The 23876-nt window shown below is 69.8% G+C and carries 21 protein-coding genes; 13 read left to right on the forward strand and 8 right to left on the reverse strand.

The genetic code is table 11. The annotated features are described in order from the left end of the window. Positions 1-134 precede the first annotated feature (134 nt). On the reverse strand, positions 135-1487 hold the full coding sequence (locus AX018_RS06665) for a glycerate kinase type-2 family protein (protein WP_111876519.1): 1353 nt from the start codon (positions 1485-1487) through the stop codon (positions 135-137). Positions 1488-1717: 230 nt separating this feature from the next. Here AX018_RS06665 and AX018_RS06670 point away from each other — a divergent pair, with 230 nt between their 5' ends. The 9 genes from AX018_RS06670 (at position 1718) to AX018_RS06710 (ending at position 13128) form a co-directional block, all read left to right on the forward strand. Next, positions 1718-2188 carry a hypothetical protein gene (locus AX018_RS06670; RefSeq protein ID WP_245951461.1) on the forward strand — a complete coding sequence of 157 codons (471 nt, stop codon included), beginning with the start codon at positions 1718-1720 and terminating at the stop codon, positions 2186-2188. Further along, complete coding sequence (locus AX018_RS06675) at positions 2185-2373, forward strand: hypothetical protein (protein WP_111876520.1); 189 nt, start codon at positions 2185-2187, stop codon at positions 2371-2373. Before AX018_RS06670 ends, AX018_RS06675 begins: the two co-directional genes overlap by 4 nt. A gap of 109 nt (positions 2374-2482) precedes the next feature. Further along, entirely contained in the window at positions 2483-3148 is a 666-nt protein-coding gene (locus AX018_RS06680; RefSeq protein ID WP_111876521.1) for a GntR family transcriptional regulator, read from the forward strand. A 25-nt stretch (positions 3149-3173) separates the two neighbouring features. After that, positions 3174-4133 carry an allantoinase PuuE gene (gene puuE, locus AX018_RS06685; RefSeq protein ID WP_111876522.1) on the forward strand — a complete coding sequence of 320 codons (960 nt, stop codon included), beginning with the start codon at positions 3174-3176 and terminating at the stop codon, positions 4131-4133. Positions 4134-4137: 4 nt separating this feature from the next. After that, the gene (gene uraD / locus AX018_RS06690; RefSeq protein ID WP_111876523.1) at positions 4138-5916 is read left to right on the forward strand and encodes a 2-oxo-4-hydroxy-4-carboxy-5-ureidoimidazoline decarboxylase; all 1779 of its coding nucleotides are present in this window, start codon (positions 4138-4140) and stop codon (positions 5914-5916) included. Beyond that, positions 5913-7139: a M20 family metallopeptidase gene (locus AX018_RS06695; RefSeq protein ID WP_111876524.1), complete on the forward strand. Its 1227-nt coding sequence runs from the start codon at positions 5913-5915 to the stop codon at positions 7137-7139. The genes uraD and AX018_RS06695 overlap by 4 nt, the downstream gene beginning before the upstream one ends. A 156-nt stretch (positions 7140-7295) precedes the next feature. After that, positions 7296-8573, forward strand: a complete 1278-nt coding sequence (locus AX018_RS06700) for a C4-dicarboxylate transporter DctA (RefSeq protein WP_111876525.1) — start codon at positions 7296-7298, stop codon at positions 8571-8573. Positions 8574-8658: 85 nt separating this feature from the next. Next, positions 8659-10500, forward strand: a complete 1842-nt coding sequence (locus AX018_RS06705) for a methyl-accepting chemotaxis protein (protein WP_111876526.1) — start codon at positions 8659-8661, stop codon at positions 10498-10500. A gap of 330 nt (positions 10501-10830) precedes the next feature. Next, entirely contained in the window at positions 10831-13128 is a 2298-nt protein-coding gene (locus AX018_RS06710) for an NADP-dependent malic enzyme (protein ID WP_111876527.1), read from the forward strand. A gap of 389 nt (positions 13129-13517) precedes the next feature. Here the strand turns inward: AX018_RS06710 and AX018_RS06715 are convergent, their stop codons facing one another. The 7 genes from AX018_RS06715 to AX018_RS06745 form a co-directional block, all read right to left on the reverse strand. Beyond that, positions 13518-14348, reverse strand: coding sequence for an oxidoreductase (locus AX018_RS06715; protein WP_111876528.1), 831 nt, complete (start codon positions 14346-14348; stop codon positions 13518-13520). Between the two features lie 115 nt (positions 14349-14463). Beyond that, positions 14464-15078, reverse strand: a complete 615-nt coding sequence (locus AX018_RS06720) for an START domain-containing protein (protein ID WP_111876529.1) — start codon at positions 15076-15078, stop codon at positions 14464-14466. Positions 15079-15456: 378 nt separating this feature from the next. Beyond that, positions 15457-15993 carry a hypothetical protein gene (locus tag AX018_RS06730; protein ID WP_211322385.1) on the reverse strand — a complete coding sequence of 179 codons (537 nt, stop codon included), beginning with the start codon at positions 15991-15993 and terminating at the stop codon, positions 15457-15459. 84 nt (positions 15994-16077) lie between these two features. Beyond that, positions 16078-17052 (reverse strand): patatin-like phospholipase family protein, encoded by a 975-nt coding sequence (locus AX018_RS06735; protein ID WP_111876531.1) that lies wholly within the window; start codon positions 17050-17052, stop codon positions 16078-16080. A gap of 1 nt (position 17053) precedes the next feature. Beyond that, positions 17054-17203: a hypothetical protein gene (locus tag AX018_RS25170; protein ID WP_170146198.1), complete on the reverse strand. Its 150-nt coding sequence runs from the start codon at positions 17201-17203 to the stop codon at positions 17054-17056. A gap of 12 nt (positions 17204-17215) precedes the next feature. Further along, positions 17216-18226, reverse strand: a complete 1011-nt coding sequence (locus AX018_RS06740) for an AraC family transcriptional regulator (protein ID WP_111876532.1) — start codon at positions 18224-18226, stop codon at positions 17216-17218. A gap of 405 nt (positions 18227-18631) precedes the next feature. Next, positions 18632-19450: an HDOD domain-containing protein gene (locus tag AX018_RS06745; protein ID WP_111876533.1), complete on the reverse strand. Its 819-nt coding sequence runs from the start codon at positions 19448-19450 to the stop codon at positions 18632-18634. A gap of 229 nt (positions 19451-19679) precedes the next feature. On the opposite strand from AX018_RS06745, the gene AX018_RS06750 reads away from it, so the two are divergent. The 4 genes from AX018_RS06750 (at position 19680) to AX018_RS06765 (ending at position 23870) form a co-directional block, all read left to right on the forward strand. Further along, the gene (locus tag AX018_RS06750; protein WP_111876534.1) at positions 19680-20864 is read left to right on the forward strand and encodes an L-dopachrome tautomerase-related protein; all 1185 of its coding nucleotides are present in this window, start codon (positions 19680-19682) and stop codon (positions 20862-20864) included. 239 nt (positions 20865-21103) lie between these two features. Further along, a complete protein-coding gene (locus AX018_RS06755) occupies positions 21104-22147 on the forward strand; it encodes an ABC transporter substrate-binding protein (protein ID WP_111876535.1) in 1044 nt (347 codons plus the stop codon). Between the two features lie 125 nt (positions 22148-22272). Beyond that, complete coding sequence (locus AX018_RS06760; protein WP_111876536.1) at positions 22273-23097, forward strand: ABC transporter ATP-binding protein; 825 nt, start codon at positions 22273-22275, stop codon at positions 23095-23097. Then, positions 23094-23870 carry an ABC transporter permease gene (locus AX018_RS06765; protein WP_111876537.1) on the forward strand — a complete coding sequence of 259 codons (777 nt, stop codon included), beginning with the start codon at positions 23094-23096 and terminating at the stop codon, positions 23868-23870. The genes AX018_RS06760 and AX018_RS06765 overlap by 4 nt, the downstream gene beginning before the upstream one ends. Positions 23871-23876: the final 6 nt, after the last annotated feature.

The raw sequence follows: 23876 nt of genomic DNA on the forward strand, positions 1-23876 counted from the left end.
AGGGAGCGTGGGGCCCTTTTTCATCGCCAGGCCGCCCCAGGATGAAAAGCGCCCCCTTGGGGGCAGCGAGGGAGCGTGAGGCCCCTCTTTCATGCCTTTCGCGCTCCATGTCGCCGTATTTATTACCTCTCCAGCTACAAAATCAATAGCGCACGGAAGTCGTTCACGTTCGTGTGCGTGGGGCCGGTGACGACGAGGTCGCCCAGCGCGGCGAAGAAGCCGTAGGCGTCGTTGCGTGCGAGGTGGTCGTCCACGCGCAGGCCGGCGGCGGCGGCGCGCGCCAGGGTGTCGGGCGCCACGGCGGCGCCCGCGTTGTCCTCCACGCCGTCGATGCCGTCGGTGTCGGCCGCCAGCGCCCAGACGCCTTCCTGCCCCTGCAGCGCCTGCGCGAGGCCCAGGCAGAATTCGCCCGCGCGCCCGCCCCGGCCGCGCGGCGCGCCCGGGGGGCGCTCGCGCACCGTCACCGTGGTCTCGCCGCCCGAGAGGATCACGCAGGGCCGCGCGAACGGCTCGCCGTGCCGGGCCACGGCGCGCGCCAGCGCTGCATGCACCTTGCCCACCTCGCGCGATTCGCCCTCAATCTCGTCGGAGAGCACGTGCGCCGCCAGCCCCGCGGCCCGCGCGGCGCGCGCCGCCGCCTCCAGGGACTGCCGCGGCGTGGCGATGAGCCGCACGGCCTCCCCGTCCGCGCCGGCGCCGGGCTTGGGCGTCTCCAGCGTGCCGGCCTCCAGCGCCGCGCGCACCGCCGGGGGCACGGCGATGCGGTGGCGGTCGAGGATGCGCAGGGCATCGGCGCAGGTGGTGGCATCGGGCACCGTGGGGCCGCTGGCGATCACCGCCGGGTCGTCGCCCGGCACGTCGCTGATGGCCAGCGTCACCACCCGCGCCGGCGCGCACGCCGCCGCGAGCCGCCCGCCCTTGATGCGCGAGAGGTGCTTGCGCACGCAGTTCATCTCCGCGATGCCCGCGCCGCTCTCCAGCAGGGCCTGGTGGATGCGCTGCTTGTCCGCCAGCGCCAGGCCCTCGGCGGGAAGCGCCAGCAGCGCGGAACCGCCCCCCGAGATCAGGCAGATCACGAGGTCGTCGGCCGTGAGCCCCCCGGCCAGCGCCAGCATGCGCCGCGCCGCCGCCTCGCCCGCCGCGTCGGGCACGGGATGGGCCGCCTCCACGATCTCGATGCGCGGCGGCACCCCCTCGGGCCGGGGCGGCACGTGGCCGTAGCGCGTGACCACGAGGCCCGAGAGCGGAGCCTGCGCCGGCCACAGCGCCTCCAGCGCGTGCACCATCGAGCCGCCCGCCTTGCCCGCGCCCAGCACCAGCGTGCGGCCCCGGGGCGGCGACGGCAGGTGCTCCGCCATGCGCTCCAGCGGCAGCGCGGCCCGCACGGCGGTGTCGTAGAGGTGGCGCAGGAAGCGCACGGGCTCGGCGGCCGGATCGGGCGCGGCGAGGGGGGAGGGAGCGTGGTGGCGGGAATCGGCGGCGGTCATGCGCGGATTCTGGCGCAGGGCCCGCCCCTGGGCGTTGCCATCCGATACAACCTGCCTCCCCACCGCACACACCGTCCCCCCGACAATCCGTCGCCACCAGCGGGAGGGCTGGCGTGCCGCAGCTTCGGCAGCGTCTCCCATTCAAACCCCGAGTCTTCGATGACCCCAACCACCCTGACCTGCCGCCGGGAAGGCAACGGCACGCCGATACGGGCACGATCAGCCATCTGATGTTCAAGCTGCGGCAGCTCTACCGCGCATCCACCCTCGCGGCCCACGACGCCGCGCAGTACTGGGCCGACGTGGCCGCCACATCGAAACACCCCCTGGCACCCCTGGCGCACGTACCGGGCATGATGGCCGTGCTGTGGACACCGGACGTCGCCCCGACAACGGCCACCGTTCTGGGCGCCGCGGGTTACGGGTTTGCGGCATTGCCCAGACAACTCATCCACTTCACCACGAAAGCAGGCGCGGCGGGAATAACTCGCAGCGGAGTGATCCATGCCAGTTCTTACGGCCTCGACGGCATTTTCGGCGCCGGGGTGTACATGGCTCGGATCGGGCGGCCCTTGAACGGCTTCATCGACAAGGTGTCACGCATCCCCATACACATACCGACTCCAGCGGGAACAGTGCGGATCGTTCCCTACCTCGTCTATGTCCGCTGGGGCACCCATGGACTGAAGATTGCGCCATGACCAAACCACCACCGTCCCGGATTCTCCGCAGGGCGTCCGTACTGTTCGCCTGGATCTGCTGGGCCATCGCCTACTGGCAATCGCTCTGGTGGCTGGTGCCCGTCTCGTTCATCCCCTACTTCCTCAGCAATAGCTACGGACACCTGCTGGACAAGGACCGGGACGAAGACCGCGGCGGACAGTGACAGGCACGGCATCCGCACCACTGCAGTGCGGGCATGCCCCAATCCGGGCCGCATTTTTGGCGCACAAAAACTGCATACAAAACAGCGGATCGCCGGCTATCATGCGCCGATGGAAACCTCCACCACCAGCGCCATCGTCGCGAGCCTGACCAAGGCCATCGTGGAGCATCGGCTGCTGCCGGGCGCCAAGCTGGCCGAGCAGAAGCTCGCGGACCACTTCGGCGTCTCCCGCACGCTGGTGCGGCAGGCGCTGTTCCAGCTCTCGCAGAACCGCCTCGTCACGCTGGAGCCGGCACGCGGCGCCTTCGTGGCCGCGCCCTCGGCCGAGGAGGCGCGCCAGGTGTTCGCCGTGCGCCGCATGCTGGAGGCCGAGATGACGCGCGCCTTCGTGCGCGAGGTCACGCCCGCGCGCATCCGCGCCCTGCGCGAGCACGTCGCGCGCGAGAAGCAGGCGGTGGAGCAGGCCGACGTGCCGGGCCGCACCGAGCTGCTGGGCGACTTCCACGTGCGCATGGCCGAGCTGATGGGCAACGAGGTGCTCGCGCAGCTGCTGGGCGAGCTGATCTCGCGCTGCGCGCTCATCACCCTGATGTACCAGAGCGCCGACGAGGCCGCGCATTCGCACGACGAGCACGGCCAGATCGTGAAGGCCCTGGCGGCCAAGGATGCGGAGCTGGCCGTGCGCCTGATGGACGAGCACCTGCGCCATGTGGAGGCCAGCCTCGCTTTCGACCGCGAGCACCCGCCCAACGAACTCTCGCGCGCCCTGTCCTGAACCTCCTCCGCCCAAGGCCATCGCCATGACCGCACCGCCGCTCTACGACGCCACCCTGCCCTACCCGCGCGACCTCGTGGGCTACGGCCGCAACCCGCCCCACGCGCGCTGGCCCGGCGGCGCGCGCATCGCCGTGCAGTTCGTGCTGAACTACGAGGAAGGCGGCGAGAACGCCACGCTGCATGGCGACGCGGGCAGCGAGCAGTTCCTCTCCGAGATGTTCAACCCGGCGAGCTATCCCGACCGGCACATGAGCATGGAGGGCATCTACGAATACGGCTCCCGCGCGGGGGTGTGGCGCATCCTGCGCGAGTTCGAGCGGCGCGGCCTGCCGCTCACCGTCTTCGGCGTGGCCACGGCCTTGCAGCGCCACCCCGACGTGGCCACCGCCTTCCGCGAGCTGGGCCACGAGACCGCCTGCCACGGGCTCAAGTGGATCCACTACCAGAACGTGCCCGAGGACGTGGAGCGCGCCCACATGGCCGAGGCCATGGACATCATCGAAAAGCTCACGGGCGATCGGCCGCTGGGCTGGTACACCGGCCGCGACAGCCCGAACACCCGCCGCCTCGTGGCCGACCACGGCGGCTTCGCCTACGACAGCGACTACTACGGCGACGACCTGCCCTTCTGGATGAAGGTGAGGAAGACCGACGGCACCGACGCCACGCAGCTCATCGTGCCCTACACGCTGGACTGCAACGACATGCGCTTCGCGCTGCCCCAGGGCTACTCGCACGCCGACCCGTTCTTCCAGTACCTGAAGGACACCTTCGACGCGCTCTATGCCGAGGGCGACCCGGCCAGCGACGATAGGCCCCGGATGATGAGCATCGGCATGCACTGCCGCCTGCTGGGCCGGCCCGGCCGCATCACGGCGCTGCAGCGCTTTCTCGACCACATCCAGCGGCACGAGCGCGTCTGGGTGTGCCGCCGCATCGACATCGCGCGCCACTGGGCCGCGACACACCCCTGCCCGGAATGACGCCATGGCCCTGACCCTCGACCACCTCAACGCCGCGCCATTGGACGAGGCCGCGCGCCTGCTGGACGGCCTCTACGAGCATTCGCCCTGGATCGCCGGGGCGGCGCTGCAGGAGCGCCCGTTCCGCACGCTGGCGCAGCTCCGGCAGGCGATGGTGCGCACGCTGGCCCAGGCGCCGCGCGAGGCGCAGCTCGCGCTCATCCGCGCCCACCCCGAGCTGGCCGGCAAGGCGATGGTGGCGCAATCGCTCACGGCGGAATCCACCGGCGAGCAGTCGCGCGCCGGGCTCACGCACTGCACGCCCGAGGAGTTCGAGCGGCTGCAGCGGCTCAACGCCGACTACACCGCGCGCTTCGGCTTCCCGTTCATCCTCGCGGTGCGCGGCCCGCGCGGCACCGGCCTCTCGCGCCAGGAGATCATCGAGACCTTCGCGCGCCGCCTGGACAGCCACCCGGAGGCCGAGCTGGCCGAGGCGCTGCGCAACATCCACCGCATCGCGGAGATCCGCCTGAACGACAAGTTCGGCGTGGAGCCCACCCTCGGCAACGGCGTGTGGGACTGGCAGGAAAAGCTCGCGCAGCACAGCGACCCGGGCTTCGCCGAGAAAGGCCAGCTCACCGTGACCTACCTCACCGACGCGCACCGCGCCTGCGCGCAGCGCATCAGCCACTGGATGCGCGACTGCGGCTTCGACGAGGTGGAAGTGGACGCCGTGGGCAACGTGGTGGGCCGCTACCACGCCGCCGCGCCGGATACCCGCTGGCTCATGACCGGCAGCCACTACGACACCGTGCGCAACGGCGGCAAGTACGACGGGCGGCTGGGCATCTTCGTGCCCATGGCCTGCGTGCGCGAGCTGCACCGCGCCGGGCGGCGCCTGCCCTTCGGCATCGAGGTGGTGGGCTTCGCCGAAGAAGAAGGCCAGCGCTACAAGGCCACCTTCCTGGGCTCGGGCGCGCTGATCGGCGACTTCGATCCCGCGTGGCTCGACCAGCGCGACGCCGATGGCGTGACGATGCGCGAGGCCATGCAGCACGCCGGCCTGTGCATCGACGACATCCCCAGGCTGCGGCGCGACCCGGCCGACTATCTGGGCTTCGTGGAGGTGCACATCGAGCAGGGCCCGGTGCTGAATGAACAGGGCCTGCCGCTGGGCGTGGTCACCTCGATCAACGGCAGCGCGCGCTACGTGTGCGAGATGGTCGGCGTGGCCAGCCATGCCGGCACCACGCCCATGGACCGCCGCCGCGACGCGGCCACGGCCGTGGCCGAGCTGGCGCTCTACGTGGAGCGCCGCGCCGCGCAGGACGGCGATTCGGTGGGCACCATCGGGCAGCTGCAGGTGCCCGGCGGCTCGATCAACGTCGTGCCCGGCCGCTGCACATTCAGCCTGGACCTGCGCGCGCCCACCAACGCGCAGCGCGATGCGCTGGTGGACGACGTGCTGGCCGAGATGGCCGCCATCGCGGACCGGCGCGGGCTGCGCGCCACGGCCGAGCGCGCCATGCTGGCCGCCGCCGCGCCCAGCCACCCGGACTGGCAGCGGCGCTGGGAACGCGCCGTGGAGGCCTCGGGCCTGCCGGTCCTGCGCATGCCCAGCGGCGCCGGCCACGACGCCATGAAGCTCCACGAGATCCTGCCCCAGGCCATGCTCTTCGTGCGCGGCCAGAACGGCGGCATCAGCCACAACCCGCTGGAGAGCACCACGAGCGACGACATGCAGCTCGCCGTGGAAGCCTTCTCCCACCTCTTGAACCAACTCGCCACCGAGCACGCCCCATGAGCACCTACGCCCACATCGACGCCTGGATCGACCAGCATTTCGACGAGGAGGTGCGGTTCCTGCAGGCCCTCGTGCGCGTGCCCACCGACACGCCCCCGGGCAACAACGCGCCGCACGCCGAGCGCACCGCCGAGCTGCTGGAAGAATTCGGCTACACGGCAGAAAAGCACCCCGTGCCCGAGAGCGAGGTACGCGCCTGCGGCATGGAGTCGATCACCAACCTCATCGTGCGCCGGCCCTACGGCGACGGCGGCCGCACCATCGCCCTCAACGCGCACGGCGACGTGGTGCCCCCCGGCGAGGGCTGGACGCACGACCCCTACGGCGCCACGATCGACGGCGGCCGCATGTACGGCCGCGCCACGGCCGTGAGCAAGAGCGACTTCGCCTCGTTCACCTTCGCCGTGCGCGCGCTCGAAGCGGTGGCCCGCCCCGCGCGCGGCGCGGTGGAACTGCACTTCACCTACGACGAGGAGTTCGGCGGCGAGCTCGGCCCCGGCTGGCTGCTGCGCCAGGGCCTCACCCGGCCCGACCTGCTGATCGCCGCCGGCTTCAGCTACGAGGTGGTCACCGCCCACAACGGCTGCCTGCAGATGGAGGTGACCGTGCACGGCAAGATGGCCCACGCCGCCGTGCCGCACACGGGCGTGGACGCGCTGCAGGGCGCGGTGCGCATCCTGAACGCGCTCTACGCCCAGAACGCGCTCTACCAGGGCATCACCTCGCAGGTGGCGGGCATCCGGCACCCGTACCTCAACGTGGGCCGCATCGAAGGCGGCACCAACACCAACGTCGTGCCGGGCAAGGTGGCCTTCAAGCTCGACCGCCGCATGATCCCCGAGGAGAACCCCGCCGAGGTCGAGGCCGCGATCCGCCGCGTGATCGACGAGGCCGCCGCGGGCTGCGAGGGCCTTCGCGTGGAGGTGCGCAGGCTGCTGCTGGCCAATGCGATGACGCCGCTCGCGGGCAACCGCCCGCTCGTGGACGCCCTGCAGCACCATGCCGAAGCGGTGTTCGGCGAGCGCCCACCGGCCGTGGGCACGCCGCTCTATACCGACGTGCGCCTCTACGTGGAGCGCGGCATTCCCGGCGTGATCTACGGCGCCGGCCCGCGCACCGTGCTCGACTCGCACGCCAAGCGCGCCGACGAGCGCCTCGAACTCGAAGACCTGCGGCGGGCCACCAAAGTGGTCGCGCGGGCGCTGCACGACCTGCTCACCTGACGAACGCATTCCAAGCCGGGCCTCGACGACCCGGCTTTTTTTTTCGTCCGCCCGCGCCACGACCAGGGATAACCCGCAAGGTATCCGGCCATTTCGTGCCTACATTTTTTGTATGCAAGTTTGGCGTACAAGTTTGCTTTCAGAGAGGACTCTCCCATGCAACGTCTCTTCCGCTCCCTCTTCGGCCGCGTGGTGCTGGCCCTCGTCGCCGGCGTCATCGTGGGGCTGGTCTGGCCCCAGTGGGCCGTGCAGCTCAAGCCCCTGGGCGATGGCTTCATCAAGCTGATCAAGATGCTGATCCCGCTCATCGTGTTCTGCGTGGTGGTGCACGGCATCGCGGGCACGGGCGATCTCAAGCGGGTGGGCCGCGTGGGCATCAAGTCGCTGGTGTATTTCGAGGTCGTCACCTCCATCGCCCTGCTCCTGGGCCTGGTGCTGGCCTTCGTGTTCGAGCCGGGCACGGGCATGAACGTGGACCCGCGCGCGCTCGATGCCTCGGCGCTGGGCGCCTATGCCGACAACGCGAACAAGCTCGCCGGGGGCGGCTTCAGCGACTTCCTGCTCAAGCTCATGCCCGCCACCGCCGTCAGCGCGTTCGCCTCGGGCGACGTGCTGCAGGTGCTGCTGTTCTCGATCCTCTTCGGCTGCGCGCTGGCGCTGGTGGGCGAGCGCGGCGCGCGCGTGGTGGGCCTGATCGACGATTTCTCGGTGGTGCTGTTCCGGGCCATGGGCCTCATCATCCAGCTCGCGCCGCTGGGCGTGCTGGGCGCCATCGCCTTCACGGTGGGCAAGTACGGCATCGGCTCGCTCAAGCAACTGGGCATGCTGGTGGGGCTGTTCTACGTCGCCGTGGCGCTGTTCGTGGCGGTGGTGCTCGGGCTCATCATGCGGCTGTCGGGCTTCAGCCTCTTCAAGCTGCTGCGCTATTTGCGCGAGGAACTGGCCGTGGTCTTCGCCACCACGTCGTCGGACAGCGTGCTGCCCCAGGTGATGGCCAAGCTCAAGCACCTGGGCGTGCGCGACTCCACCGTCGGGCTGGTGATCCCCACGGGCTACTCGTTCAACCTCGACGCCTTCTCGATCTACATCACGCTGGCGGCCGTGTTCATCGCCCAGGCCACCAACACGCCCATCGGCATGGCCGACCTGCTGACGATCCTGGCGATCTCGCTGGTCACCTCCAAAGGCGCGCACGGCGTGCCCGGCTCGGCCATCGTGGTGCTGGCGGCCACGCTGCACGCCATTCCCGCCATCCCGGCCATCGGCCTCGTGCTGGTGCTGTCGGTGGACTGGTTCATGGGCATCGCGCGCGCCCTGGGCAACCTGATCGGCAACTGCGTGGCCACCGTGGCGATCGCCGCCTGGGAGGGCGACATCGACCGGGAGCGGGCCCGGGCGGTGCTGGACGGCCGCGACGTTCCGCCGGCCGCATAGCAGGTTTGCAACATTTCTCCCTATACGTAAACAAAAGAAACAAGCTTGCGGTGTAATGGCCGGGTCCGTTGCACGAAGGTTCCCGATGATCCAGACCCTGCGCTCCAAAATCCTCGTCATCAGCACCGCCACGGTGGTCTGCGCCCTGGCGGTGACGGGGGCCGCCACCTACACCATCACCCGCGCCAGCACGTTCCAGACGATCGAACAGGATCTGGACGCCATCACGGCCGGCAACACCATGGCCATCGACCAGTGGGTGGCCGCCAAGGGCACGGCCGTGAACGCCACCGCGGCCGTGGTGGAACATGGCGACCCGCAGGGCTTCGTGCTCCAGCTCAGCAAGTCGGGCGGCTTTCCCATCACCAGCGTGGGCTGGGAGGACAAGACCTTCTTCTCCACCACCAAGACCGCGCCGGGCTACGACCCCACGGCCCGCCCCTGGTACAAGACCGGCGTGCAGGCCGGCAAGCTGGCCGTCACCAAGCCCTACGGCGACTCCACCACCGGCGTGCCCTACGTGGCCTTCGTCGCGCCGATGCTGCGCGGCGGCAAGCTCGAAGGCGTGGTGAGCGGCGCGGTGCCGCTGGACGGCGTGCGCGAGGTGGTCTCGGCGATCCGCCCCACGCCGAGCAGCCTGGGCTTCGTGGTCAACAGCGACGGCCAGGTGCTGGCCCACGCCGACGCGAAGCTGGCGCTCAAGCCCGCCACCGACCTCTCGCCCCTGCTCACGCCCGCCGCCATGGCCTCGCTCGGCAAGGCCTCCAAGCCGCTGGAAGTGGAGCTTGCCGGCTCCGCCAAGCTCCTCAAGGGCCGCCCCGTGCAGGGCACGGACTGGACCCTGGTGGTGGCGCTGGACAAGGCCGAGGCCACGGCCGGCCTGCGCAGCGTGCTGCAGACGCTGGCCATCGCCATCGTGCTGCTGGCCCTCGCCGCCGCCGGCGTGGCCGCGCTGCTCACGGCCACCTCGTTCCGCCGCCTCTCGCAGGTGCGCGACGCCATGGACAAGATCGGCTCGGGCGGCGGCGACCTCACGCAGCGCCTGCCCGTCTCGGGCCGCGACGAGGTGGCGCAGATCGCCTCCTCGTTCAATGCCTTCGTGGACCAGATCGGCACCGTGCTCAAGGACGTGCGCCACGGCGTGGAGTCGATGAAGACGGCCACCGACGAGATCAAGGCCGGCAACCAGGACCTCTCCAACCGCACCGAAGGTTCGGCCAGCAGCCTGCAGGAGACCTCGGCATCGCTGTCGCAGCTGACGGTGACCGTCAAGCAGTCCGCCGACGCCGCGGCCCAGGCCACGCGCCTGGCCAACGCGGCCAGTGCCTCGGCGCTCAAGGGCGGCGAGGTGGTGGCCAGCGCCGTGAGCACCATGGACGACATCTCCAAGGCCTCGTCCAAGATCGGCGAGATCATCGGCGTGATCGACTCTATCGCCTTCCAGACCAACATCCTGGCGCTCAATGCCGCCGTGGAGGCCGCCCGTGCGGGCGAGCAGGGTCGGGGCTTCGCGGTGGTGGCCGGCGAGGTGCGCAGCCTCGCGCAGCGCAGCGCCGAGGCCGCCAAGGAGATCAAGTCCCTGATCGATGCCTCCGGCGCCAGCGTGGTCGCGGGCACCCAGCGCGTGCGCGCGGCCGGCGAGACCATGGGCGAGATCGTCGATGGCATCCAGCGCGTGACGCAGATCATCGGCGAGATCAACGGCTCCATGGCCGAGCAGAGCGCCGGCATCGGCCAGATCAACCAGGCCGTGACCGAGATGGACCGCGCCACGCAGCAGAACGCGGCGCTGGTGGAGGAATCCACCGCCGCCTCTTCCGTGCTCAACGACCAGGCCCACAACCTCTCGCGCACCGTGGCCGGCTTCACGCTGGACGCACACGGCGCCTCGGACGGCGGCGGCTCCCTGATCGCGCTGCCTCGCTGAACCCGGGGCCGGCGCGCGCGGCCCCGGAAGGCGCCGCGCCCCGCGCCCGGCCCCACGGCGGGGCGAATCCGGTATCCTGCGCCCCTCGTTCACTGCCGTGGCACTCCACGTTTTTCTTCCAATGGCGCCCGTCGCCCTCCTTCCGCGGCCCGCCCGGCCCGCCCCCACCGCACCGTCCGCGCCGCCCGCCATCCGGGGCCGGCTCCACGGCCTGCCGCCACCGTGGCGGAAAGCGGTGCCCCCATGCACACAACGCATGGTGCGCGAGGCCCGGCGGCCAGGGGCTTGCAGTAAGCTCGGCGGGCTTTTCTCCGCACACTCGTCCCTCTTATGACCCAGAACCTGTCCGCCGCGGAAGCGGCCCTGCGCGAAGCAGCGCTCGAATACCACCGCAACCCCAGCCGCGGCAAGATCGCGGTCACGCCGACGAAGCCGCTGTCGAACCAGCGCGACCTCTCGCTGGCCTATTCGCCCGGCGTGGCCTACCCGTGCCTGGACATCCAGGCCGACCCCTCGCTGGCGGCCGAGTACACCTCGCGCGGCAACCTCGTGGGCGTGATCACCAACGGCACGGCCGTTCTGGGCCTGGGCGACATCGGCCCGCTGGCCGGCAAGCCGGTGATGGAGGGCAAGGGGTGCCTCTTCAAGAAGTTCGCGGGCGTGGACGTGTTCGACATCGAACTCGCCGAACGCGACCCCGACAAGCTCGTAGAGATCATCGCCAGCCTGGAGCCCACGCTGGGCGGCATCAACCTCGAAGACATCAAGGCGCCCGAGTGCTTCTACATCGAGCGCGAGCTGTCCAAGCGCATGAACATCCCGGTGTTCCATGACGACCAGCACGGCACGGCCATCATCTCCAGCGCCGCGCTGCTCAACGGCCTGGAGCTGGTGGGCAAGGCCATCGGCGCCGTGAAGGTGGCCGTCTCCGGCGCCGGCGCCGCCGCCATCGCCTGCCTGGACGTGATGGTGGGCCTGGGCGTGAAGCGCGAGAACATCTTCGTGTGCGACTCCAAGGGCGTCATCTACGAAGGCCGCGGCCCGCTGGACGAATCCAAGGCCCGCTACGCCCAGAAGACCGAGGCCCGCACCCTGGCCGACGTGGTGAACGGCGCCGACGTGTTCCTGGGCTGCTCGGCCGCGGGCACGCTCACGGCCGACATGGTCAAGACCATGGCCGACAAGCCCATCATCCTGGCCCTCGCCAACCCCGAGCCCGAGATCCGCCCCGAGCTCGCCAAGGCCGTGCGCCCGGACTGCATCATCGCCACGGGCCGCTCCGACTACCCGAACCAGGTCAACAACGTCCTGTGCTTCCCCTACATCTTCCGCGGCGCGCTCGATTGCGGCGCCACGAAGATCACGCAGGAGATGAAGCTCGCCTGCGTGCGCGAGATCGCCGACCTCGCCAAGGCCGAGATGAGCGACGAGGTGGCCGCCGCCTACGCGGGCAAGGAACTCTCCTTCGGCCCCGACTACCTGATCCCCACGCCGTTCGACGTGCGCCTGATCCTGCGCATCGCGCCCGCCGTGGCCAAGGCCGCCGAGGAATCCGGCGTGGCCACGCGCCCCATCCAGGACTACGCGGCCTACCGCGAAAGCCTCACGCGCTTCGTCTACCAGACCAGCATGTTCATGCGGCCGGTGTTCGCCGCCGCCAAGGCCAACCTGCAGCGCGTGGCCTACGCCGAGGGCGAGGACGAACGCGTGCTGCGCGCCGCGCAGGTGGCGCTGGACGACGGCCTCGCCAAGCCCATCCTGATCGGCCGCCCCGCCGTGATCGAGGCGCGCATCCAGAAGGCCGGCCTGCGCCTGCAGCCCGGCCGCGACGTGGAGATCGTGAACCCCGAGGACGACCCGCGCTTCCGCCAGTACTGGGAGGCCTACCACCGCCTCATGGGCCGCGACGGCATCACGCCCGAGACCGCCAAGGCCGCCGTGCGCCGTTCCAACACGCTCATCGGCGCGCTGATGGTGCACCTGGGCGACGCCGACGCGCTGCTGTGCGGCCTCGTGGGCCGCTTCGACCACCACCTGGAGCACGTGCGCACGGTGATCGGCCTCAAGGACGGCGCCGCCGGCCTCGCCACGGTGAACGCGCTCACGCTGGACCAGCACACGCTCTTCATCGCCGACACCTACATCCACGAGGACCCGAGCGCCGAGCAGCTCGCGCACATCGCGCAGATGGCGGCCGATGAAGTGCAGCGCTTCGGCCTGCCGCCCAAGGTGGCCTTCCTCTCGCACTCCAACTACGGCTCCTCCACGCGCCCCTCGGCGCGCAAGATGCGCGCGGCGCGCGACCTGTTCGCGCAGGCCGCGCCCCACATCGAGAGCGACGGCGAGTTGCACGGCGACTCGGCCCTGTCGGAAAAGATCCGCCAGAACGCGCTGCTGGACAGCACGCTCACCGGCTCGGCCAACGTGCTGATCTGCCCCAACCTCGACGCGGCGAACATCCTGTTCAACGTGCTCAAGACCACAGGCAGCCACGGCACCACCATCGGCCCGATCCTGCTGGGCGCGGCCGCCTCGGCCCACGTGCTCACGCCGTCGTCCACCGTGCGCCGCGTGGTCAACATGACGGCGCTGGCCGCCGCCAACGCCGCAGCGGCCAAGACCCGCTGACCTCCGGCGCGCGGCAGGCGCCGCCAGCCTCGCACCGCAAGCCCGGCCATGCCGGGCTTTTTTCATCGCCGGGCCGCCCCAAGATGGAAAACGCCCCCTTGGGGGGCAGCGACCCCGCGCAGCGAGGGAGCGTGGGGGCCTTTTTCCATCGCCGGGCCGCCCCAAGATGAAAAACATCCCCTTGGGGGACAGCGACCCCGCGCAGCGAGGGAGCGTGGGGGCCCTTTTTCATTTCACCATGGCAGTTGGGTTATCAATCACTTAGGCGAGTCCAACATATGACGGTGCGTTCCGACACCTGACCCGGCTTTCCTTCTGCGGGCCCCCATGAAACCAGACTTTGGATGCCATGCGATTACCTCAGTGCTGGGAAAAGGACCGTGGGCCTGTCAGCGGGTCTGGCTCAGGATGATGCGGTCGAACATGCGGTCGCCCAGCCAGACGCGCATGCGGATCAGCATCTTGGCGAACTTGCCTGCGGCATAGCGCGTGCGCGGGTGGCTGCTGGACACCGCCTGGGAGACCACATCCGCGATCACGCCCGGGTCACTGCCCGTGCCATGCCCGTACGTGTTCTTGATCGACTGGGCCACCCTCTGCATCAGCCGGCCATACGGGCCGCTGGCCGAGCGCCTGACGATGGTGTCGCTGGCAGCGTCGCCAAAGCCCGTCTCGATCACGCCGGGCTCGACGATCACGACCTGGATGCCGAACCCGGCGACCTCCAGGCGCAAGCAGTCCGACCAGCCTTCCAGCGCATGCTTGGTTGCGTGGTACCAGGCGCCGAGGATGCTGTACATCTTGCCGCCCATCGAGGTGATGTTGACGATGTGCCCGGAGCGCTTGGCGCGCATGGCGGGCAGCAGCAATTGCGTGAGCCGCGCGGCGCCGAAGAGGTTGACCTCGAACTGGTAGCGCGCCTCGTCAATGCCGATCTCTTCGACCGGCCCGTACAGCCCGAAGCCTGCGTTGTTGACCAGCACGTCCACGCCGCCCGTCTGGGCAAGAATGGTTTCGACGCCGGCCACGATCTCCTCGTCCCTGGAGACATCCATGCGCAGGGGATGGGCACCCAGCCGGGCCAGATCGGCCATCTTCTCGACGCCGCGTGCGGCCACATAAACCTGGTAGCCGTCCTTGATCAGACGCTGGGCAATCGCTTTGCCCATGCCCGACGATGCGCCGGTGACCAAGGCGGTTTTCTTTCCTTTGACGAACATGCTGAACCTCGTTTGTTTGGTAGCCCCCAGCTTCTTTGGAAAAGCCGGAGCATTGGCTAGCGCCATGCGCCAGGTGGCTTGCAATTTGCGCCACTTTCGCAAACCGCTGTGCCGGTCAGCGGGCATCCTGCAGGTGGTTTCTCAGCGCCTTGAGCGTTCCGTAAGGCGTGTCCACCACCGTCTGGTTGGCCAGCCAGCTGGGAATGGCGCCACCGGGGGACGCATGCATCTGGTAGGTGACGTTCACGCCATCCGTGCCGGGCACCAGCGTCCATTGGCCTTGGGCCTGCGGGATGCGGACCTTGCCCTCGCGCCGCGGCAGGTAATCGGGAACGGCCTCCACGCGCACGGTGACCGCACCGTCGCCCGCCTTCGCATAGGTGAAGTGGTAGATGCCGTCGCGGTGGGACACCGGCCACGGCGCCTTGTTGTCCAGGTAGTGGTACTGCTCGGTATCGGTGGCCTTGAGCAATTCCGAAGCGGCCACGTCGGGCATCCATTGGCGGAAGGCATCGGCGTCGCGCAGCACCTTGACCACGTCGTCCGGAGTCGCCTTGATCTGCACTTCGCCCCGGAATTCACGCAGGGGCGAGCCCTCGACGGCGCGCACATAGACCTTGATGCCTTCGGACTCCTTGGCCAGTGACCAGCCGTCCTGCGCGAAGGTCGCTTGGCTGGCCAGCAGCGCCGTCAGCAGGGAGAGGGAAAGAAGATGTCGTTGAGCGATCATGGTGAAACCTCAGGGAGTGAAGAGGCTTTCACGATAGAAGGCCAGGCCCTGCGACGAACTCGCCACGCGCGCCAGCGGGGCGGCGATCCGCGCCAGCCCCAACACGTCTCAGAACGTGTTCAATGTCTTTTTGGAGATCGCGTTGGAGCGCAATCGGGATGAGTGGATGCTTCGGATGCGCCGCATGGGCTCGCGCCCATGCAAGCAGCCGGGGCGTCCCATCGCCCGATTTCGCTCCCACCCGAAGGGCAAGTGCCTTTTCGGGCGGTCTGCGGCGTTGCGGCGTTTGCCGATAGCCGAGCTATCGGCGGCACCCCGCGCCTTGCATCCCCTCCCGAAAACACACTTGCGCGACTCGAAAAAGACATTGAACACGTTCTAAGGTCGCCCTGCGGAGGTATTGACAGGCTGTTGACCTGCGTCGAGCTGCATGAGGGCGGCCATGTAGGGCTCTGCGCGGCGCTGCGCAAATCCATCGATCAACAGGCCAATGGCTCCCAGCAAGATCAAGGTCGAACCCAGGCCGCGCCCCCACCCCGGGCCGCCCAGGTAGTGGATCAACAATCCCAGAGCCGACACGAGGCCCAGCACATAGTAGGTGGTACGGAAAGTCGCATTCACTTTTTCCATGCGCGGCAGCTCTTCCTGCACCAGCGCGGCAGGGCTTCGCTGAAAGCTGCGCTCGAGCTCCGCGACCTGTCTGTCGGTACGCAAGCCCACGCCGGCGCCAACGCCGATCAGCACGAGCCCGAACAGGATCGAAGGGATGCCCACACCCCAGGCATACCCGCCGCGCTCGGCCTTCAGTGCCGTGATCCCGAAGATGACCAGCGCCAGTCCGGTGGTGGCGATGAAGAAGAGGGCTTCGATCTTTTCGCCCCGAAAGTACGTATGCATGACGTCGATGAATGGCATGGTTATCTCCTTGGGTTTCAAAAAAATGAGTTCACCGGCGTTGGGGCGTTCGGCGGGAGCACGCCACGCCAGCCACGACAGTCGTCAGGGTGGTGCCGACCCCGTTGTGCGGATCGCAATGCCACGGTGCAGCAACACGGACGACAGCTCCGGTAATTGCGCTGCAGCGGCCTCGTAGCCCCGTCGCCGGGCCGTTTCGCGGCCCTCGGCATCGTTCACGCCGGTCAGCGCTATCGCCGGGGCGATCAGCACGTCGGCCGACGACGTCTCGGGGCCGGAGAGCAGGCAGCTCTGCGCCTGCGACACACGCAGCCACATCGATACGGAAGAGTTCGACGGGTACCGCGGGCCGTGGCAGTAGATGTCCACCGCGATCACAACGTCGGCGCCCAGCGCGCGGGCGGCCCGCACCGGCACCAGGGCGGCCACGCCGCCATCGACCAGCGTGAGGCCGTTGGCCTGCACCGGCAGGAACACGCCCGGGATCGCGGCCGAGGCGCGCAATGCCTGGCCGGCGTCGCCCTGCGTGATCACGTAGGGCCGGGAATGGTCCAGGTCCGTGGCCACGGCGGCGAAACGCACCGGAAAGCGCTCGATGGCTTGCCCACCGACCAGGCCGTCGGCCCAGCGCGCCAGTGCCTCGCCCTTGACGAAGCCTGGGCCGCTGAGCGTGACGTCGGCCAGCGAGCGCACCCGCAAGGTGCTGGCCTGCTGCCAGAGCTGCCCGGGCGTACGGCCCGACGCATAGGCCGCGCCGATGATGGCGCCGATGGACGTGCCAACGACCAGGTCCGGGCGGATGCCAGCCTCGTCCAGCGCCTGCAGGACGCCGATGTGCGCGAAGCCGCGCAGGCCGCCACCGCCCAGGACGAGGGCCACCCGCGGTCGGACGGCAGGCGACGGGACAAGCGGCAGGGCTGCTGGTGCCTGCAAGGCCCCGTCGACCAGCCTGCCGCCCTCGAAGCCGCGTTGCGCCGGTTCGGGCACGCCTGCGCAGGCCGCCAGGAGGCCGGCCAGCAGCAGCATGGGCAGGCATCGGCGCAGGACACTCGCGCTCATCTCACACCCGCACGGCACCGATGCGGGCCAGCACACCGGATGGGAGGATGACCATGCCCTCGGCTGCGGGCACGGTGCACCAGTGCCGGGGCGACGGCCGGGTTGGCATCGAAATCACCGCGCGGAAGGCCGCCTTGCTGTCCGCCATCATGGGTCGCCGTCCTCAGTTCATGCGCATGGCGCTGCGGGCGGTGTCCGGCGTCTGGCCCGTCCATTCCAGGAAGGCGCGGTAGAAGGAGTTGGGGTCCTCGAAGCCCAGCAGAAAGGCGATCTCGCCGCCGGTCATCGTGGTGCTGCCGAGGTAGTGGCGCGCAAGGCTTTCCCGGGTGGTGTTGACGAGGGCGCGGAAGTTTTCTCCCTCGTCCTCAAGACGGCGCTGCAGGGTGCGCTTGCTCATCCCCAGGCGCTCGGCGGCTCTCTCGATGGTGGCCGTGTTGCTGGGCAGGAGTTCCAGCAGCACGGCGCGCACGCGCTCGGCCGTGGTCGCCGCCGCATCCAGCTCGCTGAGCCGGCGGCGCAGATCGGGCTCGAACACGCGCCACATGCCCTCGTTCACGGTAAGGAAGGGGCGCAGCGCGTCGGCTGCGGCAAAGCTGATGCTGGGGACATCCCCCCGTTGCACGGGTACGCCGAAGAAGTTCTCATAGCGCCGCGCGCAGGCGTGGGGCGGAAGCTGTGGCAAGGCCACCCGTAGCGCCTGGACCGGCTCGCGCGTCGCCAACCGGGCGAGGCGCAGGAAGAACGCCACCTCGGCCACCTGCAGCGAGCAGGGCAGCTCGGTCTGCACCGACAGCCAGCGCGGCGACACCGTCAGCTCCCCCTCGTCGCCGACGTCCACTTCCAGGCCCATGGGCGCCACAAGTTGCTTGTATTTGGCCAGGCGTTGCACCGCCTGCATCAGGTTGGCGCTGCACAGGGCGGCGAACAGGGGCGGATCGAACACCTCGGCCGACACCTTGTCGACCAGGTGCAGCGCAAACATGGGATCTCCCGCTTCCTGCTCCAGTGCGCGCCAGAAGCGGAAATACGCGTCCGTGTCGAGACCCCGCTCAGAGCGGGACAACAGGTCTTCGGGCAGCCCGGCCTTGCGCAGCACGTGTTCGATTTTCAGGCCGAAGTCCGTCAGCAGCGTGCGCCAGCCGATGTCCAATGAAAAGGTGAGGTTGCGTGCCATGCGAGTGCCCCTGGGTCGATGATGACCAGACTTGGGTCCAGTGCGTGGAGACAGCTTAGCGAGCAACCACGACCGGCGGCATGCAATGCGCGCCACTTCAATAGCGATACGTGCCAAGCGATGCGGCCCGCGATGTGCAAAGGGGTCAGAACGTGTTCACGATCTCCCAGGCGCCGCGATGGTCTCGTATTGGCCTCGTATTTCGTGGCCCGTTGCCGCTCGCCCTGGTCCGCTTCGTCGAGCCTCCCATGCGGCTTCTGGTCGAGCGCACGCGCAGTCAACGGCGCGTAGAAGACAGCGGACATTTAGACAGCAAACATTTCTCATCGCCGGGCCGCCCCAAGATGAAAAACGCTCCCTTGGGGGCAGCGACCCCGCGCAGCGCGGGAGCGCGGGCGCCGCCCGTCAGCGCATCGACACGTCCACGAACCCCGCCACCGGCGGCAGGTGCGTCTCCACCCAGGCCGGGTCGAGCTGCAGCGCGGACAGCAGGTCGGCGGGCAGGGCGCGCACCGTGTCGGCCGCGCTCATGGGCTCCTCCAGGCCGATCTCGGCGAGCAGCGTGGCCACGTGCAGGATGGCGCCCAGCCGGCAGAACGGCGTGGCGGCGAGCGGGTCGCCCGCCGTGTCGAGCGCGCGCACGATGCCCTCGGGGAAGTTCCAGCGCCGTGCCAGCTCGGCCGTCACCTGCGCCTCGGTGAAGCCCAGCAGGGCCTGCTCGCGCTCCCAGCGGCCGCCGGCATGGTGCGGCAGGCGCTCGATCGCGGGGATCTGCTCGGGCGCCTTCTGCGCGATGATGAATTCGCCCAGGCGCACCAGGAAGCCGGCCAGCCAGGACTGCGGCAGGTCCGTGCCCAGCGTGCGCGCCAGCCACTGCGCATAGCCGGCGGTGGCCATGCTCTCCTTCCAGAACGCGGTGGCGTCCAGGCCCGGCGCGTCCTTGAACAGGCCCACCGTGCAGGCCGCCAGCGCCAGGGTGCGCACCTGGTTGAGGCCCACCATGGTGATGGCATCGTCCAGCGAGGACACGCTGCGCGGCAGCCCGAAGCGCGCGCTGTTGGCCAGGCGGATCAGCTTGGCCGTGAGCGCCGGATCGCGCGCGATCGCGTTGCGCACTTTCTCGAAGGGGATGTCGTCGTCGTGCATGGTGGCGATCAGTTCGCGCGCCACGTTCGGCATCGTGGGCAGTTGCACGTTCTCGAAGAAGGCGGTCAGATGGGGCATCGCAGGCCTTTCTCCAGCCGATATGAAGAGTGGGCTGGCGATTGCTTTTTAGCATGGGGTCCACGCGCTCCGCGTACGCGTTAGCACTACCGAAGCCCGGCTTCGCGCGACTGTCTGCGCAGGTTCCGCGCAGCGGTTTGAGCTTATGCAGATTCGCATCGAAGCCGGTTCCTAAGATGCGCCGCGGCGCCCGCCGTCCGGGCGCGTTTTCCCCCCAAGGAGACCCCCCATGACACCACGCTCGCGCCCCGGCTGCGGCCGCCGCCCGGCGCTTCTCCCCCACCGGCTCGCCGCCCCGCTGACCCTGTGCGCCGCGGCCCTGCTCGCGGGCTGCGCGGGCGCGCCGCCCGCCACCACGCCCGCGCAGGTCCATGCCCGCCTGCCCGGCGCCGTGGGCGGCATCACCACGCTGCCGGACGGGCGGCTGGTCATCAACTACCACCCCTTCTACGACCCGGCGGAGAAGGTAGGCCTGCTCAACGCCACGCGCGACGGCACCACGCCCTACCCCGACGCGCAGTGGCAGACCTGCCAGCGCCCCGACGGCACGCGCAAGGACCCGCTCACCTGCCTCAACTGGGTGCTGGGCCTGCACACCGACGCGAACGGCATCCTCTGGCTGCTGGACTCGGGCCAGGCCGAGCCGCGCATCACCCCCAAGCTCGTGGGCTGGGACACGCGCGCCCATGCGCTGCACCGGGTGATCCCGATCCCCGCGCCCGCATCGCTGCCCGAGTCGCAGCACAACGACTTCGCGGTGGACCTGCGGCGCCAGGTGATCGTGATCGCCGACGAGGGCATCGCCACCACGCCGCGCGGCGACAAGGCCGCCCTGGTGGTGGTGGACCTCGCCACCGGCCGCAGCCGCCGCGTGCTGCAGGGCCACGACAGCGTGCTGCCCGACTTCACGCGGCCGATCACCGTGGACCAGGGCCTGCCCACGGCCCGGAGCATCCCGGTCTTCGTGGGCGTGGACGGCATCGCGCTCGACAAGAACGCCGAATGGCTCTACTACGCGCCGCTCAACAAGGCCCACGTGTACCGCGTGCGCATGGACGACCTGCTCGACGAGCGCCTGGACACGGCGCAGCTCGGCGCGCGCGTGCAGACCTACGCGGCCAAGCCCAACACCGGGGGCCTGAGCATCGACACCGCCGGCAACCTCTACCTGACGGAAGTGGGCGAGCGCGCCGTGGGCGTGATCCCGGCCGACACGCGCACCTACCGGCGCCTGGCCAGCGACCCCGGCATGGTCTGGCCCGACGGCGTGGTCTATGCGCAGGATGGCTACCTCTACACCGGCGCCGCGCAACTGCCGCTGGCCGCGCCCCTGAACGGCGGCAAGGCCGAGAACGCCCCGCCCTACCTGCTCTACCGCCTCAAGCCCCTGGCGCCGGGGCTGCCCGGATTCTGAGAACGTGTTCACGATCTGATCCCTCCCGGTGCCCCCCGGGTGCACCACCCTGGACAAACCGGGCCGGGCCGCCGCACCATCGCGGTGATCGCCCCCACGCCCCGGCGGCCCGCCACCGGCGAAACGGGCATCGTTTTTGCTGAAGTCCGGTGGCGGATACTCCCCGGCTTCCACCGCGCCGCGCCTCGCCGGCCCGGCGGCCCCGAACCGCCCCCTCTTTTGCCATGACTGGAGCCCCCATGACGAAACGAACCCTCCTGCGCGCCGCGCTGCTGCTGGCGGCCTCGGGCCTCCTCCTGCCGGCCGCGCGGGCCCAGGCCGCCGCCGCGCCCACGCCCATCAAGTTCCAGCTCGACTGGCGCTTCGAGGGGCCGTCCGCGTTCTTCCTGCTGCCCGTGGCCAAGGGCTACTTCAAGGAAGCGGGGCTCGGCGTGGTGGTGGACGCGGGCAACGGCTCGGGCGGCGCGGTGCAGCGCGTGGCCTCGGGCTCCTACGACATGGGCTTCGCCGACCTCGCGGCGGTGATGGAGTTCCATGCCAACAACCCCGACGCGCAGAACAAGCCCGTGGCAGTGATGATGGTCTACAACAACACGCCGGCCTCCGTGATGGCGCTCAGGAAGAGCGGCATCGCCAGGCCGGCCGACCTCGCGGGCCGCAAGCTCGGCGCGCCGGTGTTCGACGCGGGCCGCCGCGCCTTCCCGATCTTCGCCAAGGCCAACCACGTGGGCAGCGTGCAGTGGACGGCCATGGACCCGCCGCTGCGCGAGACCATGCTGGTGCGCGGCGACGTGGACGCCATCACCGGCTTCACCTTCACCTCGCTGCTCAACCTGGAGGCGCGCGGCGCCAAGGCCGCCGACGTGGTGGTGATGCCCTACGCCGACCACGGCGTGAAGCTCTACGGCAACGCGATCATCGCCAGCCCCCGGCTCCTCAAGGAGAACCCCGAGGCCGTGAAAGCCTTCCTGAAGGCCTTCGCCCGGGGCGCGAAGGAGGTCATCGCCCACCCGGCCGCCGCCATCGCCTTCGTGAAGGAGCGCGACGGCATCGCGAACGCGCAGCTCGAAACCCGCCGCCTGCAGCTGGCCATCGACACGGTGGTCAACAGCGCCGACGCGCGCGCCGAGGGCTTCGGGCAGGTCCGGCCCCAGCGGCTCGCGCTGATGGCCTCGCAGGTCTCCGACGCCTACGGCACCAAGACCCGCGTGGACCCCGCCGCCGTGTGGAACGGCAGCTTCCTGCCGGGCGCGGCCGACCTGAACGTGCTGCCGCGCAAATAGGCGTGCATGCGGCGCGGCCGGCGTGGCCGCAGCACACGCCGCATCGCTATGCTTTTAATAGCTGATCAGCCAGTATTTCCGGCGACATCCGGCCCATTTCGCTCCGAAAGAGACGCTTCACCCCCATGCAGGCCACCGAATCCCCCTTCGTGGACTTCCGCGACGTCTGGCTCGCCTACAACGACGAGCTGCTGCGCGCCAACCACTTCGCGGTGGAGGCCATCGACCTGCAGGTGCGCCGGGGCGAGTTCATCGCCATCGTCGGCCCCTCGGGCTGCGGCAAGTCCACCTTCATGAAGCTGGCCACGGGCCTGCGCATGCCCTCCATGGGCAAGATCCGCATCGCCGGCGAGCCCGTGACCGGCCCGCTCAAGATCTCGGGCATGGCTTTCCAGGCGCCCTCGCTGCTGCCCTGGCGCACGGCGGTGGACAACGTGCTGCTGCCGCTGGAGATCGTGGAGCCGCACCGCTCGCGGTTCAAGGCGCGGCGCAAGGAATACGAGGCGCGCGCCCGCGCCCTGCTGCAGAAGGTGGGCTTGGCCGGCTACGAGGACAAATACCCCTGGCAGCTCTCAGGCGGTATGCAGCAGCGCGCGAGCCTCTGCCGCGCCCTCGTCCACGAGCCGCAGATGCTGCTGCTCGACGAGCCCTTCGGCGCGCTCGACGCGTTCACGCGCGAGGAGCTGTGGTGCATCCTGCGCGACCTGCAGGCCGAGCAGCGGTTCAACGTGATCCTCGTCACGCACGACCTGCGCGAGAGCGTGTTCCTGGCCGACACGGTGTACGTGATGAGCAAGAGCCCCGGCCGCTTCGTCGTGCGCCGCGAGATCGGCCTGCCGCGCCCGCGCGAGCTGGAGGTCACCTACACCAAGGAATTCACCGACGTCGTGCTGGAGCTGCGCGGCCACATCGGCGCGCTGCGCAAAGCCGGCGGGGAGGTCGCGCAATGAACGCCCGGCACCGCAAGCGGATGGAGCGCTGGTCGCCCTGGGTGCTGCTCTTCGCCGTCATCGTGGTCTGGCAGGTGGTGTGCTCGGGCTTCGGTGTCTCGGAGTTCATCTTCCCCAGCCCCTGGGCCATCGGGACGCAGCTCGTCGAGTTCCGGGAGGTCATCGCCGGGCACGCCTGGCGCACCTTCTGGGTCACGATGGCGGGTTTCGGCCTCGCCATCGTGGTGGGTGTGCTGCTGGGCTTCGTGATCGGCTCCTCGCGCCTCGCCTACGCGGCCATCTATCCGCTGATGACCGCCTTCAACGCGCTGCCCAAGGCCGCCTTCGTGCCCATCCTGGTGGTGTGGTTCGGCATCGGCGCGGGGCCGGCGATCCTCACCGCCTTCCTCATCAGCTTCTTCCCGATCATGGTGAACATCGCCACGGGCCTCGCCACGCTGGAGCCCGAGCTGGAGGACGTGCTGCGCGTGCTGGGCGCGCGGCGCTGGGACGTGCTCACCAAGGTGGGGCTGCCGCGCTCGCTGCCCTACTTCTACGGCTCGCTCAAGGTGGCCATCACCCTCGCCTTCGTGGGCACCACGGTGAGCGAGATGACGGCCGCCAACGAGGGCATCGGCTACCTGCTCATCTCCGCGGGCTCGTCCATGCAGATGGGGCTGGCCTTCGCGGGCCTGATGGTGGTGGGCGCCATGGCGATGGCGATGTACGAGCTGTTCAGCGTGCTGGAGAAGCACACCACCGCCTGGGCGCGGCGCGGATCGCAGGGCGAGTAGGCCCCG

It is taken from the genome of Paracidovorax anthurii, from assembly GCF_003269065.1.
Classification (GTDB): Bacteria; Pseudomonadota; Gammaproteobacteria; order Burkholderiales; family Burkholderiaceae_C; genus Paracidovorax; species Paracidovorax anthurii.

Bases quoted from the DNA above. Each gene is read 5' to 3' on its own strand.
- AX018_RS06665 (WP_111876519.1), bottom strand. From the start codon at position 1,487: ATGACCGCCGCCGATTCCCGCCACCACGCTCCCTCCCCCCTCGCCGCG.
- AX018_RS06670 (WP_245951461.1), top strand. From the start codon at position 1,718: ATGTTCAAGCTGCGGCAGCTCTACCGCGCATCCACCCTCGCGGCCCAC.
- AX018_RS06675 (WP_111876520.1), top strand. From the start codon at position 2,185: ATGACCAAACCACCACCGTCCCGGATTCTCCGCAGGGCGTCCGTACTG.
- AX018_RS06680 (WP_111876521.1), top strand. From the start codon at position 2,483: ATGGAAACCTCCACCACCAGCGCCATCGTCGCGAGCCTGACCAAGGCC.
- puuE (WP_111876522.1), top strand. From the start codon at position 3,174: ATGACCGCACCGCCGCTCTACGACGCCACCCTGCCCTACCCGCGCGAC.
- uraD (WP_111876523.1), top strand. From the start codon at position 4,138: ATGGCCCTGACCCTCGACCACCTCAACGCCGCGCCATTGGACGAGGCC.
- AX018_RS06695 (WP_111876524.1), top strand. From the start codon at position 5,913: ATGAGCACCTACGCCCACATCGACGCCTGGATCGACCAGCATTTCGAC.
- AX018_RS06700 (WP_111876525.1), top strand. From the start codon at position 7,296: ATGCAACGTCTCTTCCGCTCCCTCTTCGGCCGCGTGGTGCTGGCCCTC.
- AX018_RS06705 (WP_111876526.1), top strand. From the start codon at position 8,659: ATGATCCAGACCCTGCGCTCCAAAATCCTCGTCATCAGCACCGCCACG.
- AX018_RS06710 (WP_111876527.1), top strand. From the start codon at position 10,831: ATGACCCAGAACCTGTCCGCCGCGGAAGCGGCCCTGCGCGAAGCAGCG.
- AX018_RS06715 (WP_111876528.1), bottom strand. From the start codon at position 14,348: ATGTTCGTCAAAGGAAAGAAAACCGCCTTGGTCACCGGCGCATCGTCG.
- AX018_RS06720 (WP_111876529.1), bottom strand. From the start codon at position 15,078: ATGATCGCTCAACGACATCTTCTTTCCCTCTCCCTGCTGACGGCGCTG.
- AX018_RS06730 (WP_211322385.1), bottom strand. From the start codon at position 15,993: ATGCCATTCATCGACGTCATGCATACGTACTTTCGGGGCGAAAAGATC.
- AX018_RS06735 (WP_111876531.1), bottom strand. From the start codon at position 17,052: ATGAGCGCGAGTGTCCTGCGCCGATGCCTGCCCATGCTGCTGCTGGCC.
- AX018_RS25170 (WP_170146198.1), bottom strand. From the start codon at position 17,203: ATGATGGCGGACAGCAAGGCGGCCTTCCGCGCGGTGATTTCGATGCCA.
- AX018_RS06740 (WP_111876532.1), bottom strand. From the start codon at position 18,226: ATGGCACGCAACCTCACCTTTTCATTGGACATCGGCTGGCGCACGCTG.
- AX018_RS06745 (WP_111876533.1), bottom strand. From the start codon at position 19,450: ATGCCCCATCTGACCGCCTTCTTCGAGAACGTGCAACTGCCCACGATG.
- AX018_RS06750 (WP_111876534.1), top strand. From the start codon at position 19,680: ATGACACCACGCTCGCGCCCCGGCTGCGGCCGCCGCCCGGCGCTTCTC.
- AX018_RS06755 (WP_111876535.1), top strand. From the start codon at position 21,104: ATGACGAAACGAACCCTCCTGCGCGCCGCGCTGCTGCTGGCGGCCTCG.
- AX018_RS06760 (WP_111876536.1), top strand. From the start codon at position 22,273: ATGCAGGCCACCGAATCCCCCTTCGTGGACTTCCGCGACGTCTGGCTC.
- AX018_RS06765 (WP_111876537.1), top strand. From the start codon at position 23,094: ATGAACGCCCGGCACCGCAAGCGGATGGAGCGCTGGTCGCCCTGGGTG.